This is a genomic window from Pseudoalteromonas sp. BSi20652 (assembly GCF_000239855.1).
GTDB lineage: Bacteria > Pseudomonadota > Gammaproteobacteria > Enterobacterales > Alteromonadaceae > Pseudoalteromonas.
In genome coordinates this window covers 1-16,298 of record NZ_BADT01000084.1, presented here as the reverse complement: position 1 = coordinate 16,298, position 16,298 = coordinate 1, and the positions used below count along the sequence as shown (strand labels likewise).

Sequence of the window (16,298 nt, the reverse complement as noted above, 5' to 3'; positions counted from 1 at the left end):
AATTTATTGTCATTTTATTAAAACAAAAGTTGACCCTTTTTAAAATTTAAACTAGCATTTCTGGAAGCGCTTCCATAAAAACACAACCCTACACTATTGTGGAAGCGCTTCCACACATTTGACAATGTTTATAATTACACAATAACAGCACCATACATGCTGTTAATAATAATGATAAAAGCGCGAGGGAAACCGAATGTCCAACCATATTGTAAAAAAACAAAGATAGCAACCAGCCTATCTCTGATTTTAGGCGCATCTATATCTTTACCTGTATATGCACAAGAAGCGAATACAGATGTTGAAGTTATCCAAGTTACTGGTTTTAAAAGTAGCATTAAAGAATCAACACGTTTAAAACGCGACGCAGCCGGTGTTGTAGATGCGATATCAGCTGAAGACATTGGTAAGTTCCCAGATACCAACTTAGCAGAATCACTACAGCGTATTACGGGTGTGTCGATAGATCGCTCTAATGGCGAAGGCTCTAAAGTTACGGTTCGTGGTTTTGGCCCCGACTACAATATGGTAACTCTAAACGGTCGTACTATGCCGGCAGCCTCTTTGCCTGCAGGCGGCGGTACACCAAGCTCTCGTGCTTTTGACTTTGCAAACTTAGCATCTGATAGCGTTAAGTCGGTTGAAGTATACAAAACAGGTAAAGCAAGTATTGCATCAGGTGGCATTGGCGCAACAATTAATATTAATACAGCCCGCCCGCTCGACAACCCAGGTTTTATTTCAAGCGTAGGCGTAAAAGCATTACACGACTCAACAAACCGCGTTGGTGATGACATAACACCAGAGCTTTCGGGCTTAATCAGCTGGACTGACAGTGAAGCTAAATTTGGTGCCTCGTTAACTGCAAGCATGCAACAGCGCGATAGCTCATCAACAGGTGCGTTTGTAAATCAATGGAATACATCAGCTTTTGACGGCACAATCCCACAAGCTGCAGACGATATTGTTTTAACTAATGCACCCGCTGTTGGCCAGCTTTATTCAATGCCATCAGATTTGCGCTACACCATTGCCGACAGAGAACGCACGCGTACAAACGCGCAATTAACGCTGCAATACAGCCCAATTGACGATTTAACAGCCACGCTTGATTACACGTATTCTAAACAAGATTTATTCGAAGCCCGTGCAGAGCAATCAATATGGATGGATAACTACAAAAGCGCGCTAACGTTTGACGATAACACCGTAAAAACCCCTATTTACTATCGAGAAGAACGTCGCGAACAGCAAACTCGCGATTTAGGCTTAGCGTTTCAAGAGCTAAACCAAGTTAATCAAAACGACTCTATTGGTTTAAACGTTGAGTACTATTTTAATTCACAATTGAGTTTTATGTTTGATGCGCACAATTCAAAAGCCACTAGCAAACCCGATGCACCTTATGGCAGCTGGGTAAACGCAGGTCTTGGCGCAAACGTAGTTAATGCACAAGAAGTTGATTTTAGCCGCGAACTTCCATCAATGAGCATTGATTTTGACGATTGTCGCCGAGAAAATCTAAATTGTAATAACACGTTAGATGCCGCTGATGTGGGTACGTCTATTTTAGATTCTAACTTTGCTCGTCAAGAATCTGAAATCACAGAGTTTAGAATCCATGGTAAATACGAAATTGAAAACGGTGCAATTGACTTTGGTATAGAGTCTCGCTCTATGGAAAGCCATTCACTGCAATCACTGACTCGTAATACAATGGGTAACTGGGGAGTCGAAAATCCAGGCGAACTACCTGAGGGATTCCTCAATCCAACAAATTTTTTAGCTGAGTTTGACGACTACGATACATCGGGTTCGTTCAACCAAGGTTATACCGGCAGCGCATCGCAAATTGGTTACTGGGCAGGCGAAGAGTACGGCTTTAACTTTGCAGCCGATGGCGCATTTGCAACTAACCGCACCATTGAAGAAGATATAACCGCTGCGTTTGTGCAATTTACTTACAACGGCTACATTGGCGATATGCCATACAACATCGTAATTGGCGCGCGCCAAGAGTCTACCGACATTACCTCAACGGCTAATATCGATTTACCTAACGCAGTAGCGTGGGAAGGTAATAACGACTTTAACGTTCGTTTTGGCTCAGATAAAGAAGATTTCACGCTTAAATCTAGCTACGATCACTTTTTACCAAGCTTTGACTTTGACATAGAAGTAATCGAAAACGTAAAAGCACGTTTTTCTTACAGCACAACAATTGCTCGACCAACTTACGACAACTTAAGTTCAGCAGCAACGGTGGGTGTACCAGGTGCCCCTACTCTTTTAGCGGGTTCATCACCGGCTACAGCATCAACGGGTAATCCTGGTTTAGTGCCGCTTGAGTCAGATAACATTGATGTATCGGCTGAATGGTACTTTGCAGAAACAAGTTATGTGTCGGTAGGTTACTACACTAAAGACATCGAAAACTTCATTGGTTTAACACCCATGACACAAAACTACTACGGATTACGCGATGCAACAGCGGGCCCTCGCGCTCAAGCTGCCATTGCTGAGCTAGAATCTCGCGGACTTGCCTTAACCGATTCAAACTTATTTCAAATGGTGGCCGCAACAGAAAACAACGTTGATTTTGACTCTATGACATACGAAGAGTTTGAAGCCGCTTACGATGTCATTGCTAACAGCGATGATCCATTACTAGAATTTACAGCGCAAGTACCTACCAACAATAAAAATGCCACCATTGATGGTTTTGAAATTGCCTTTCAGCACTTTTTTGGTGAAAGCGGCTTTGGTGTGCAAGCAAACTACACCACCGTAAATGGCGACATAGACTTTGATGTAAACGCCAGCCCTACCACTACACAATTTGCATTAGTGGGTTTAAGCGATACAGCTAACTTTATTGCAATGTACGAAAACGATGATTTCCAAGCACGTATTGCTTACAACTGGCGTGATAAGTTTTTAAATAGCGCAGCTCGGTACGTAAATGAGCCAGGCTTTACTGAAGAATATTATCAAATCGACTTTAATGTTGCGTACAACTACAGCGAACAACTTTCGTTTTTGTTGAAGGCCTTAATATAACTGAACAAAACAGCCGCGAACATGGCCGCACGTCAGTACAATTGTGGAACCTACAACAGCTAGGCGCACGTTACAATATTGGTATGCGTTACAACTTCTAAAGGTACTACAAAGTAAAGCCGTTAGTTTTTACTAGCGGCTTTTTTGTATTTAAGCTCAGTACAGGTTATTTATAAGAATAATAATGCTAGTTTAATTGTTATCAATTTTAGGGTGTTAAGTTATGACCAAACCAATAACAAAAATAGTCGTTTTAGGTGGTGGCACTGCCGGCTGGCTAAGCGCAGGCTTATTAGCCGCCGAACACCCGCACCTTAATATAACGTTAGTCGAGTCGGCAAACGTGCCTATATTGGGCGTGGGCGAAGGCACGTGGCCGTCAATGCGTAACACGCTACAGCGCATTGGCATTAAAGAAAGTGATTTTATAACCCAGTGCGACGCATCATTTAAGCAAGGTTCTAAATTTATAAATTGGCGCAACCTCAGCGAGGGAGAAAACTACTACCACCCTTTTATGAATCCACAAGGCTACGAGCACACTAATTTACACGCCAGTTGGCAACGTATTGCACCTGATCAAAAATTTGCCGACGTTGTTAATATGCAAAGCTTTGTATGCCAAGCAGCACTTGCACCAAAGCAATTACAAACACCTGAATATGCAGCAGTCACCAACTATGGCTATCATTTAGATGCGGGTAAGTTTGCTGATTTTTTAAAAAATCACTGTGTTAAAAATCTAAATGTTACGCATATTACTGACGATGTAAGCCACGTTTTTAACGACGAGCATGGCTATATTGCCGCATTAAAAACAAATAATAAGGGCGATATAAAAGGTGATTTATTTATAGATTGCTCAGGCTCTCGTGCTCGTTTAATTGGTGAGCATTTTAATAGTGAGTTTATAGCGCAAGATCATATTTTATTTAATAACAGCGCTGTTGCGGCGCAAATACCTAATGCACACACCGATCAGCCAATTGCCTCTGCTACGCTATCTACAGCACAAAGTAACGGTTGGATTTGGGATATAGCCCTGCCAACACGCCGTGGCACAGGTTATGTATTTAGTAGTAATTATCAAAGTGATGAAAGCGCAACAAATACACTAAAAAGCTACATAGCTAAAAGTACCAGTGAGCAACAAGCAGGGCAACTTAACTACCGCGTATTAAAATTCAGCCCTGGTTACAGGCAAAAATTTTGGATTAAAAACTGTGTTGCTGTAGGTATGTCAGCTGGCTTTTTAGAGCCACTTGAAGCGTCAGCACTTGCCATGGTTGAACTTTCAATTAGCATGATAAGCGAGCAACTACCGCAAAACCGCATCCACATGAGCCAGCTTAAAACGCGTTTTAATGACCGTTTTAGCACGCGTTGGCAGCGTGTTATTGAATTTTTAAAACTTCATTATGTGCTAAGCGAGCGCGACGACACTCCTTATTGGCAAGATATTAGTAATTTAAATACCGCACCCGAGCGCCTGCAAAACTTACTTAAACTTTGGCAATTTCAGCCCCCTAGCCGCTTTGATTTTATTGAAAACGAAGAAGTGTTTTCATCAAGCAGTTATCAATACGTTTTATATGGCATGGGCTTTAATACACAAACAGTATCTGCACAAAATACATTTAACGACCCACGTGCTGGGGATTACTATTATCAGCAAAATCGCGAAAAAATAGCGCAGTGTTTAAATGGACTGCCAAGTAATCGAGCGCTTTTAAATCACCTTTTATCAAATAATGGGCAGCCACATAATGACTAAAACAAATGCTGTTAAAAACGTAGTAATTGCTGGAGGCGGCACCGCAGGTTGGATGGCCGCAGCAGCACTTGCTAAACTAGTTGGTAACAATATAAACATAACCCTTGTTGAATCTGACGATATTGGCACTGTAGGTGTTGGTTAGGCAACAATTCCGCCTATTCGTACATTTCATAAATTGCTGGGTATAAACGAGCAAGCATTTATGAAAGCCACTCAAGCTAGTTTTAAACTAGGTATTAGCTTTGAAAACTGGGGCGATGAAAACACGCATTATATTCACTCATTTGGCGCAACGGGCAAAGAATGTTGGGCGGGTGAATTTCATCACTTTTGGCTGCAAGGTAAAACTTTAGGAATAAACAACCCATTTGGCGATTACTGCTACGAGCTGCAAGCGGCTAAAAGCGGTAAATTTGCGTTTAATCAGCAAAACCCTATTAACTATGCCTACCATATGGATGCCACGCGTTACGCGCAGTTTTTACGTGAATTTTCAGAGCCATTAGGTGTAAAACGCGTTGAAGGTAAAATACAAAAAGTAGTAAAAACCCTAAAACAGGCCATATAGAATCACTTACTTTAAATAGTGGCGAGTATATTAACGGCGACTTTTTTATTGATTGCAGCGGCTTTAGAGGCTTATTAATAGAGCAAGCATTGCATACTGGCTACGAAGACTGGTCGCATTTACTACCGTGTAACAGCGCCATTGCGGTGCAAACAAAATCAACCAGCGAGACCGTATTGCCACTTACCCGCTCTATTGCCCACAAAAGCGGCTGGCAATGGCGTATACCGCTGCAAAACCGTGTCGGCAACGGGTTAGTTTATTGCAGCCAATATATGGACGACGAACAAGCCAAAGCGCTCTTATTAAATAACATTGAAGGTGAGCCGCTTACAGAACCCCGTATTATTAAATTTAAAACAGGGCGGCGCTTAAAAGGCTGGAACAAAAACTGCCTAGCGCTTGGCCTTGCCAGCGGTTTTGTAGAGCCACTTGAGTCCACCAGCATTCACTTAATTATGTCGGGTATTATTCGCTTTATGCGTTTATTTCCGTTTAATGGCATTACCAATCACGCCATTGACGAATACAACAAACAACTTAAAAGCGAAATTGAAAATATTCGCGACTTTATTGTGCTGCACTACAAAGTAACTAATCGTGATGACAGCGAATTTTGGCAACACTGTAGTGAGATGGAGGTGCCAAAAACACTTCAGCATAAAATTGATTTGTTTAAACAAACCGGCCGTGTATTTTTAGACGATGGCGACATTTTTAGAGTCGACTCGTGGGTGCAAGTTATGCTTGGTCAGGGTATTGAGCCTAATCAACATCACTTAATAGCCAGCATGATGAGCGATGAAGAACTCACCCGTTTTTTACACGGTATTAAGCAACAAATAGAGCAACGCGTCAGCCAATTACCACCCCACCATGAATTTTTAAAGCAGTATTGCCCAGCATAAAAAAGCCCTTATTAGGGCGTGTTGTTCTTTGGTGGTTGAATTTGCAGCAGTATGTTTGGTTTTTAGCCAAGGCAGAGCCTATGTAGTGTGGTTATTCCCCATAAATAGGCGATAACGTAGCATAAATGCCAAACATGCGCTGCCCGTAGGGTTCTGCCTAGGGGCAATTTACTCTTTGTTGCTCGGTTTTTACTTAGCCCACTAGGTTACAAACCTCTCGCCGCGATTAAATTGCCCCTAGATTGAACAAATTTCAATCCACAAAGATCAACACGCCCTCAGGGCTTTGGGTACACACAACAACTTTTACGTTTTATTATTCACACTTAACCACGGCGCTTTTAGCGCTTTGTGGTTCAAAGCTAATATCTGCAACTGAAACGTTAAGCTCTCCTGCCGTTTTAATAATAAAAGGGCTGGTTACTCTGGCAAAATCAACGCCCTTTTTAGCAAAACACGTTAAATCTATACTCATGGTTTGCCATGTATTTAAATCAGCATTTTCAAGATCACTGGTAATATCAAGCTCGCCACCACAACCTTGTTCGCACTTCATTGCAAGGTATGTTTGTGAGCTAGGTATTTGGTTTACTTTATAGCTAAAGCTAAGGGCCGAATTTGCTTCAATGTAGGCCACTTTGTCTTCGGTAAAGTTACTATTGATTTCAATGTAGTTGGCTGCAGTACCATCAAAATAAAATTGCATCGCATCTTCTTGAATCGCTTTGTCTTCAGTGCGATAAGTAATGCCGCCGAGCTTTACACTGTTACTTGCTACTTGGTGCTGCTCACTGTTTGAATTTAAAAACAAACGCCACGGTGTTTTAAAACTGCCATTAAATATAGATAGCGGCGCAAGGTTACTAATATCAACACCTGAGTCTTCATTTAGATTATTGCCAAGCGTACTTTCATCTTTATACGTTAAGCCAAAGCCATACGGTAGTAATGGTGAGTAATCAGCATCGCCCTTATTTACTGCGGTTTGTAGTGGCGATTTAGGCCACGAGAACGACAATTTACCTTTAAAGTCGTATTGTACCTGACCACTTGCATCCGCTAATAAAACATCTGCAATACCTTGTCCTTGTGTGCCAGGAAGCCATGCTGCTACAAATGCATCTGACGCGTTTAGCTCGCTGTTAACCCACATTGGTCTACCCGATATAAACACAGAAACAACCGGTATATTTTGCTGCTTTAATGTTTTTAATATTTTAAGAGAGCGTTTATTGTTACGTTCAAACTCAAGGTTATCTTTATCGCCATGCCCCTCTGCGTATGGTTCTTCACCAAATACAACAATGGCTACATCGGGTTTGGTATTAAATTCACCCGTTGGGCTTAAAATAGCGTTACCGCCAGCAGCCTCTATTTGCGTTTTTAGCCCCGTATAAATAGACGTTGCTCCGGGAAAATCTGCATTTTGATTATTAGTTCCCTGCCACGTAATACTCCAACCGCCCGATTGCTTGCCTATGTTATCGGCCGCATCGCCTGCAATCAGTATATTGCTTGATGGGTTAATTGGTAATATATGGTTGTTGTTTTTAAGCAGTACTAACGACTCTTGTACCGCTTGGCGGGCAATATCACGATGCGCAGCCGCACCTATTAGTTCTAATTTACCTGAATATTTTCGATTTGCGGGGCTTGGTTTATCAAATAAACCTGCACGTAATTTAACGCGTAAAATACGTGCCACGGCGTCATCTATTCGCGCCATTGTTATTGTGCCCGCTTTTACTTGTTTAATTGTATTTTCATAAAGTGGCTTCCAAGCACCTGTTGGTACCATAAAAATATCAAGCCCTGCATTAACAGCCTGCGGGCAACTTTCGTTTGTACAACCTGCAACTTGTCCGTGTCCGTTCCAATCACCTACAACAAAGCCATCAAAACCCATTTTGGTTTTGAGTACATCGGTAAGTAAGTATTTATTGCCGTGATTTTTTTACCATTCCAGCTATTAAACGATGCCATAACAGACTGGCTACCTGCGGTTAAGCCACCTATATAACCTTGGGCATGAATATTATATAACACCTCTTCGCTATCAATATTGTCGCCTTGATCGTCACCATCTACAGTGCCGCCATCGCCTAAAAAGTGCTTAACGGTACTAATTACGCGTTTATCACTTAAAAAGTCCCCATCGGCTTTACCTTGCAATCCATTTACAATTGCGGCTGAATACGCACGCACTATGCTTGAATCTTCTGAGTAGCCTTCGTACGTTCTGCCCCATCGGTCATCGCGCACAACCGCAACAGTCGGTGCAAACACCCAATCTATGCCTGTTGCCATGACCTCTTTTGCCGTAGCCGCTGCAATTCGCTCAATTAATGCGGGGTTATTAGCAGCACCTAAACCAATATTGTGCGGGAATAACGTCGCCCCAATCACATTATTATGACCATGTACTGCGTCAGTGCCCCACATAGTCGGAATTTTACTGCCATCAATCGAGTCATCAACCGAGGCCTGATACATACTTTCAGCAAGCGCTATCCAATCGGCAGGCGTTGCATGCTTATTAGCATTCGGGAACGAGCCACCCCCATTTAAATACGAACCAAAACCATATTTACGCATATCTTCAACACTAATATCGCGAATTTCAGGTTGGATCATCTGCGCTACTTTTTGTTCAAGCGTCATTGTTTTTAAATACTGTGCAATCGTATTTTCAATTTCAGGCGTTTTAACTACCTTACTTTTGAGCGTTGGCCAAAGTGATAAATCACCTTGTTCATAATCAGCTTTTTTGGCTACGGCGCCTTGGCTATTATTAGCGTTAACCTCTTGTTTATTACACGCACTTAAAACGCATAACCCCCCTATTAAAATGGGGAGCATGTGTAACCTATTAGTGTTTAAGCTTTTTTTCTATTTTTATAGCCCTGTGTTGTGTCAGTGTGTTTTTGTGAAGCGCCTATTTGTTATTTAAATTTAACTATTGACCTGCTTAACAATAGCCACTAACCTAATTATGGAAGCGCTTCCTTAAAGTTATTAAATACCATCCGTAGTGATTAATCAAATTATATATGGAAGCGCTTCCAACAATGAGATTTATAAACTATAAATAAAAGCAAAATTTACTACAAAAAAAACAGAGGTTTTCTCTTAATGAAACAATTATCTTTACCTAGTGGCTCACCACTTTTAGCCAAAAATTTTACTTATGGTGTAGCTACGGCCTCATTTCAAATTGAAGGCGGCGTAACTGATCGCTTGCCATGTATTTGGGATACCTTTTGCAGTAAAGAAGGCAAAATAGTCGATAATTCAAATGGCGATGTAGCCTGCGATCACTTCACTCGCTGGAAAAGCGATATAAACTTAATTGAGTCATTAGGTGTAGACGCTTACAGACTTTCGATTTCATGGCCTCGCGTAATGACTAAAAGCGGCCACTTAAACCCGACAGGCGTTAAGTTTTATACCGACATTTTAGATGAATTAAAACGCCGTAACATTAAAGCTTTTGTAACGCTGTACCACTGGGATTTACCACAACATATTGAAGACGAGGGTGGCTGGCTAAACCGTAACACCGCTTACGAATTTGCGCATTACGCAGATTTAATTACCAAAGCTTTTGGGGATCGTGTGCACTCTTACGCCACCTTAAACGAGCCGTTTTGTAGCTCTTACTTAGGTTACGAAATTGGCGTACATGCGCCTGGCATTGTAGGTCGCGAATTTGGTCGTAAAGCCGCGCACCACTTATTACTGGGTCACGGTTTGGCTATGCAAGTACTTGCTAAAAATAGCCCAAATACGCTAAACGGGATTGTTCTTAACTTTACGCCTTGTTACTCCGTTACCCAAAGTGAAGACGATTTAAAAGCCACAGCATTTGCTGACGATTATATAAATCAGTGGTACATAAAACCAATAATGCAGGGGCAATACCCTGATATTATTAAGCAGTTACCTGAAGCCCACCGCCCTGATATTTTAGAGGACGACATGGAAATAATTGCGCAACCGCTGGATTATTTAGGGGTTAACTTTTATACCCGCATGCATTATCAAGCAAGTGAAACCGACTTTTACCATGAGCTGCCACATAAAGCACCAATGACTGATATTGGCTGGGAAATTTACCCTAAAGCGCTTACAGAATTACTTGTATCGTTAAACGAAAAATACACCCTACCGCCCATTTATATTACCGAAAACGGTGCAGCCATGGCTGACGAATTTAAAGACGGTGAAGTAAAAGATATCGACCGTATTGAATATTACCACGAGCATTTAAATGCCCTGCATAACGCAGCAGAGCAAGGCGTTAAAGTAGATGGTTACTTTGCGTGGAGCCTCATGGATAACTTTGAATGGGCTGAAGGATATTTAAAACGTTTTGGCATAGTACACGTAGACTACAACACACAAAAACGAACTGTTAAAGCCAGCGGTAAAGCGTACAGTAAACTAATAACAAGCCGATAATTTATCGGCTTATAACAATAAGAACACACACTGTGAACAAACTCCCTTTATACGAAAAAGTCGGTTACGCCATGGGCGATGCCGGCGCTAACTTAGTATGGCGCGGCGCGCTTGCTTATTTAGCGGTGTTTTACACCGATACATTTGGCATATCGGCAGCCGCCGCTGCCATGTTGTTTTTAGTGGTAAGGCTATCTGATGGCGTAACCGATATTATTATGGGTATGATTGCCGACAGAACGCAGTCGCGCTTTGGTAAATTTCGCCCGTGGATACTCTATTCGGCACCGTTTTTGGGCTTGTTTATGGTGTTGTGCTTTACTACACCCGACTTTAGCACCACCAACAAACTTATTTATGCCTACGTAACCTACATTGGTTTAACACTTGCTTACACCGTAAGTAACGTGCCCTACTCGGCACTTATGGGCGTAATGACACCAGACGATACAGAGCGCACAAAGCTCTCTGGTTTTAGGTTTGCAGGTGCGTTTACTGGTGGTTTATTGGTTATGGGTTTTTTACCTGAGCTAGTAGCTTTTTTTGGTGGCGGCGACGATGCCAAAGGCTATCAGCTTACTATGTACTTATTTGCCAGCTTACTTATTATTTTAATGATTATAACGTTTGCGACCACCAAAGAGCGTGTAACACCGCACGCCTCAAATGAAGGCAATTTAAAATCAGAGTTGTTTGATTTAACCAAAAGCCTGCCATTTATAATCCTACCTTTGCTTGCTACTACCCTGTTTTTTTATTACCGCGATTTATACAGCGGGGTATTTTTTGCCCTTGTTATGGCCACAATGACATTCGTTATTAAAAAATTGCTCAATAAAGATAAGCAAAGCTTAACAGGATCACAGCGCGACATGGTTGATCTTCTGACCAACAAACCTTGGTTGGTATTACTCGGCATTGGTTTTTTAACCATGATGTTTAATGGCATAAAATACGGTGTAATTGCGTACTACTTTAAGTACCATGTAGCCAATGAACTTATGGCTGGGCAATACTTTATTGCCTTGTTGGTTGTATCTATATTAGGCGCACTTGCCACAGGTAAACTGGCCGAAATGATGGGTAAACGAAACCTATTTATTGCATCATTAATGCTAAGCGGCATACTCACTACTGCATTTTACTGGGTGCCTAGCGATAACCTGGTTGCTGTATTTACCTTTGGTTGCGCTGCTGAATTTTTTGCCGCGATGATGCCAACATTATTTTTTAGTATGCTTGGTGATTCAGCCGATTATTCAGAGTGGAAAAACAAACGCCGCGCTACAGGCCTTATTTATTCTGCGGGTACATTTGTGCAAAAAACCGGTGGTGGTTTTGCAGGTGCATTAGTATTAGTGGTACTTGCAGGCTACGGCTATAACGGTATGGATGAGCTAACAATTACGCAAGCCCTACCTGGTATGCAGTTACTTATGAGCTGGATACCTGCCGCATTTGCTTTTTTAGGCGCCGCATTGATGCTTATTTATCCGCTTACCTCAGCGATGACGCAAAAAATAACAGAAGACTTAGCAATTAGACGCAGTAATGTGTAAATTAACTTTTAATGACCCTTCGCGCTTTATATTTTTATAAAGCGCGAGTAAAAACACATATAAGCTAGGACATCAATGGCGACAATTTATCAAGTATCAGAAATGGCAGGTGTGTCTTTATCAACTGTTTCAAGGGTGCTTAACGACAACGACTACGTAAGCAAAAAAACTAAAAAAAAGGTATTAGAAGCAATGAAAGAGCTAGGCTATCAGCCAAGTTCTATCGCACGCTCTTTGGCGTCTAGCACTACAAACAGCGTCGGTATTTTAGTTTCTGAGTTGGATGGTCCGTTTTTTGGTCAAATGATGTCAGCCATTGAAGAGCACCTTCGTATTGCCGGTAAACACGTTATTATTACCCCTGGGCACAGTGACGAGAAAAAAGAAAAAAGCGGCTTTGAGTTTTTAATAGGCCGTAATTGCGACGCTATTATTGCCCACGTAGAAGCAGTATCAAACGAGTACTTAATTGAGTTAAGTAAAGGCAAAACCCCTATTTACTTAATGAGCCGCTACGTTAAAGAAATTGAAGAAAACTGCATTAGCCTCGACAACGTAATGGGCGGCTACTTAGCCACTAAAGCCATGATCAACAAAGGCCATAAAAACATTGCGTACATAGCAGGCCCGCAGTTTAAAGAAGATGCGTCAAATCGTTTAAAAGGTCACAAACAAGCTCTGGCAGAATACAACCTAACCTTTGACGAAAACCTATTTTACATTGGCGACTTTAAAGAAACCGGCGGCAGCGACGGATTAAGGCATTTTATTCAAAATAAAGCGCAAATAACCGCCCTTGTATGTGCCAATGATGAAATGGCATCGGGTGCCATGAAATACGCTCGCGAACACGGTTTTAACCTACCAAAAGATTTAGCTATTATTGGGTTCGATAACGTAATTTTTACCAATTACCTCTACCCAACACTGACTACAATAGATAACCCAGTTCCCGAAATGGGCCGAGCTGCGGCTAACTTAGTACTTAAAGATATTTATAAAAAAAGCGGCATAACAATAAAGCACGTGTTTCAGCCAAAGCTTATTTTAAGAGACTCAACACCCGACATTAATTAATAAAATTTAAGATTAATCTAGATTTAAGTTATGTAACTCGTTACGTACCCACTGCGTATCTAAATATTGCTCCACGTGCTGCTGCGCAAACTTTAAAAAGTTACGTGCAGCATGCGATATGTGCCTATCTGTTCGCATTACAAAATACCAATGACTCGCCAAATGGGTATCGGTTACATTTAAAACTTTAAAACTAGTATCGTCTGTTGCAAGTACATGGCGTGATAAAACCGCAATACCCATCCCCGATGCAACCGCGACGCGTATTGCTTCATTACTCGCCATTTGCACGCTATCGCTTAGCACTAAGCCTCGGCTTTGTAACTCGCTTTCAAATAACATACGTGTTGCTGAGCCATTTTCTCGTAGTAAAAAGCGATACTGCATTAAATCAGTTAATTTAACGGCTTTTACGTGAGCTAACGGGTGGTTTAGCGGCACTATAAATTCCAGTGGATTATGCAAAAAGCGCGCAGCTTGTGCGTGTTCAAGCGACGGCGGGTGACTAAATACATAAATGTCGTCCTCTCCTCGCTCAAATCTATCAAGCACCTCAGCCCTGTTACCAATCTCAAGCGGGAGTTCAACATGGGGATGTAAATTACTATAGGGGCCAAGCAGTTTTGGTAAAATATATTGCGCCGTATTAACCATGGCAATTTTACAACGGCCGCGCGATCCGCCATTAAGCTCGGTTAAAAAATCTTGGTAATCGTCAAAATGTCCAAACACCTGTTGGCATGTTTTAAATAGCTCAAGCCCCGCATCGGTCACGTGTAGCTTTTGCTGTTGTATAAGAAGTAATGGCTCGCCTACCGCTTCTTGTAGTCGTTTTATTTGTAGCGACACCGTAGGCTGCGTTAGGTGTAAGCGCCTTGCTGTTTCGCTTATTGAACCCGTTTTAACCACGCTCATAAATACTTCAAGCAACCTAAACGATATATGTCGTAAATCCATACCTACCTCATAATCTTTATCTAATAATAGCTACTTAAAAACAACCTATAGATAAATACCTATACCTAGCTCGTGTTTATTTTATTATTTACTATACTAAGTTTTATTTACAATAGCGCCACTTAATTTACCACCTAGTAAGGAAAGCCAGTGCCAGATATTGTTGTTATGTTTTTTATTTTAGGATTAGTAGCAGGTATTTTACGCTCTGACTTGGCCATTCCAAAAGCCACCTACGACACATTAAGTTTATTGCTCATGTTAACCATCGGCTTAAAAGGCGGTATGGTGCTCCATGGCAACTTAAGCTGGCAACTACTGCCCGAAATGGGGTCGGTAATGCTGCTTGGCGCACTTATACCACTGATGCTTTACCCTATTTTAAAATACGTGATTAAACTCTCTGTTGCTAATAGCGCCAGTATTGCCGCACATTACGGCTCAGTGAGTGCGGGTACATTTGCTGTTGCGCTCGCCTATGCTGAGTCAGCTAAGTTAGTTGTGGGCGCAGAAGTAACCCTATATTTAGTGATGCTAGAGCTGCCCGCCATAATTGTTGGTTTATTGCTTTACCGAAAGCTTGATAAAGAAAACAGCCAAAACAGTGCGCTGTCGTTAAAAGCGCTTTGGCACGAAACACTCACGAACAAAAGTGTGATTTTACTCGTTGGCGGTGTAGTAATAGGTATGATGTACGGCACAGTGCAAGGTAGCCAAGTAACCAGCCTTTTAACAAGTAGCTTTAAAGTTGTACTTGCATTATTTTTACTAGAAATGGGTTTAGTAGCCGCGCAAACTCTTCGTCCTATCCCCTGGAAACACTGGAAACTAGCGGTATTTGCTATTGTCACCCCGCTGTTTTTAGGCACGATTGGCACAGCAGTAGGCACATTTTTAAATTTAGAATTAGGCTCGGTCGTTATATTGGGCAGCTTAGTCGCCAGCGCCTCTTACATAGCCGCACCCGCTGCAATAAAAGCGGCAATTCCAAAAGCCGATATTGGTCTTGCTATGCTGAGCTCACTCGGTGTAACTTTTCCGTTTAATGTGATTGTTGGTATTGGTTTATACCACCAGCTCGCAGTAGCAATGCAATAACGAACAAATCATTATTAACAATTAAAATTTATTACTTTAAAGCTGTTAAGCCCATTTTATAAGGGATTAACAGCTAAATTAAAAAGGTCATTTATAGTAAATACAATGGTTACTTAATCGTTAATTTTTTATGTGGGCTCAAAAAAAACATCTTTTTCCAGCCTTGGTTTTGCGTTGTAAAAAGCCACGGCATGGGCACTAACGATAAAATAGAATAATGCACATGTGGCTGTTTCCCCGCAGCATTTCCGGTATCGCCAAGTAAACCAATTTGACTGTTTATGCTAACTACATCACCTGTACTTACCGAGTAGTCATTTAAATGTGCAAAATAATGCACGCGCCATTTAGGCCCAAGTATTGCAACCACCTTACCACCTAGGGTTAACTCACCAGCAAATATAACAACACCGCTTGTTGAGGCAACTACAGGAGTGTTCTTTATACCAAAAATATCAATTCCTTTGTGCACACCCGACCTACCCCAAGGCTCGTACCAAAATGTGTTATGGTTCCAATCTTTACTTGTGGCACCTTGTACCGGAATCATTATTTTTTCGGGAATTAGTAAGCCTATAATTAATAAAGTAGCTATTCCAATTGCAATCCACTTAAGTACTTTCACTTTTCTATCCTTGATATTTAAATAACTTATACAGGTAAATTATTAGCCATAATAACTGAACTCATCATGAGTCGTATTTATGGTTTTATTTATGGAGTTTTATTTGAATGAAATACCCGACTAACATGTACTAAGCTGATCAACTTCAAAACAGGTTTTATAAGCCACAAAGCTAACCTAAACAATACAATAGCAAAATACACACAAT

General features: G+C 41.4%; 7 protein-coding genes and 3 pseudogenes. 7 read left to right on the top strand and 3 right to left on the bottom strand.

Translation table 11 applies throughout. The annotated features are described in order from the left end of the window. The first annotated feature begins 196 nt into the window (after positions 1–196). The 3 genes and pseudogenes from P20652_RS11345 (at position 197) to P20652_RS17895 (ending at position 6,313) form a co-directional block, all read left to right on the top strand. Positions 197–3,161 (top strand): annotated as a pseudogene (locus P20652_RS11345) (TonB-dependent receptor). Positions 3,162–3,283: 122 nt separating this feature from the next. After that, positions 3,284–4,834: a tryptophan halogenase family protein gene (locus P20652_RS11350; RefSeq protein ID WP_008167873.1), complete on the top strand. Its 1,551-nt coding sequence runs from the start codon at positions 3,284–3,286 to the stop codon at positions 4,832–4,834. Further along, positions 4,827–6,313: pseudogene (locus P20652_RS17895) on the top strand (tryptophan halogenase family protein). The gene P20652_RS11350 and the pseudogene P20652_RS17895 overlap by 8 nt, the downstream one beginning before the upstream one ends. A 316-nt stretch (positions 6,314–6,629) precedes the next feature. On the opposite strand, the pseudogene P20652_RS17890 reads toward P20652_RS17895, so the two are convergent. After that, positions 6,630–9,172, bottom strand: a pseudogene (locus tag P20652_RS17890) (exo 1,3/1,4-beta-D-glucan glucohydrolase). Between the two features lie 273 nt (positions 9,173–9,445). On the opposite strand from P20652_RS17890, the gene P20652_RS11355 reads away from it, so the two are divergent. From P20652_RS11355 to P20652_RS11365, 3 genes are all read left to right on the top strand, one after another. Then, the gene (locus P20652_RS11355; protein ID WP_008167861.1) at positions 9,446–10,774 is read left to right on the top strand and encodes a GH1 family beta-glucosidase; all 1,329 of its coding nucleotides are present in this window, start codon (positions 9,446–9,448) and stop codon (positions 10,772–10,774) included. 32 nt (positions 10,775–10,806) lie between these two features. Further along, positions 10,807–12,333, top strand: a complete 1,527-nt coding sequence (locus P20652_RS11360) for an MFS transporter (RefSeq protein ID WP_008167860.1) — start codon at positions 10,807–10,809, stop codon at positions 12,331–12,333. Between the two features lie 75 nt (positions 12,334–12,408). Further along, complete coding sequence (locus P20652_RS11365) at positions 12,409–13,410, top strand: LacI family DNA-binding transcriptional regulator (protein ID WP_008167857.1); 1,002 nt, start codon at positions 12,409–12,411, stop codon at positions 13,408–13,410. Positions 13,411–13,422: 12 nt separating this feature from the next. On the opposite strand, the gene P20652_RS11370 is transcribed toward P20652_RS11365, so the two are convergent. After that, a complete protein-coding gene (locus tag P20652_RS11370; protein ID WP_008167854.1) occupies positions 13,423–14,367 on the bottom strand; it encodes a LysR family transcriptional regulator in 945 nt (314 codons plus the stop codon). A gap of 150 nt (positions 14,368–14,517) precedes the next feature. On the opposite strand from P20652_RS11370, the gene P20652_RS11375 reads away from it, so the two are divergent. Further along, the gene (locus P20652_RS11375) at positions 14,518–15,465 is read left to right on the top strand and encodes a sodium-dependent bicarbonate transport family permease (protein WP_008167852.1); all 948 of its coding nucleotides are present in this window, start codon (positions 14,518–14,520) and stop codon (positions 15,463–15,465) included. Positions 15,466–15,574: 109 nt separating this feature from the next. Here P20652_RS11375 and P20652_RS11380 read toward each other — a convergent pair whose 3' ends face one another. Continuing rightward, entirely contained in the window at positions 15,575–16,090 is a 516-nt protein-coding gene (locus P20652_RS11380; RefSeq protein WP_008167851.1) for a M23 family metallopeptidase, read from the bottom strand. Between the last annotated feature and the right edge of the window lie 208 nt (positions 16,091–16,298).

What these genes read in the sequence shown, in the direction of transcription:
- P20652_RS11350 (WP_008167873.1), top strand. Translation starts at nt 3,284, where the DNA reads ATGACCAAACCAATAACAAAAATAGTCGTTTTAGGTGGTGGCACTGCC.
- P20652_RS11355 (WP_008167861.1), top strand. Translation starts at nt 9,446, where the DNA reads ATGAAACAATTATCTTTACCTAGTGGCTCACCACTTTTAGCCAAAAAT.
- P20652_RS11365 (WP_008167857.1), top strand. Translation starts at nt 12,409, where the DNA reads ATGGCGACAATTTATCAAGTATCAGAAATGGCAGGTGTGTCTTTATCA.
- P20652_RS11370 (WP_008167854.1), bottom strand. Translation starts at nt 14,367, where the DNA reads ATGGATTTACGACATATATCGTTTAGGTTGCTTGAAGTATTTATGAGC.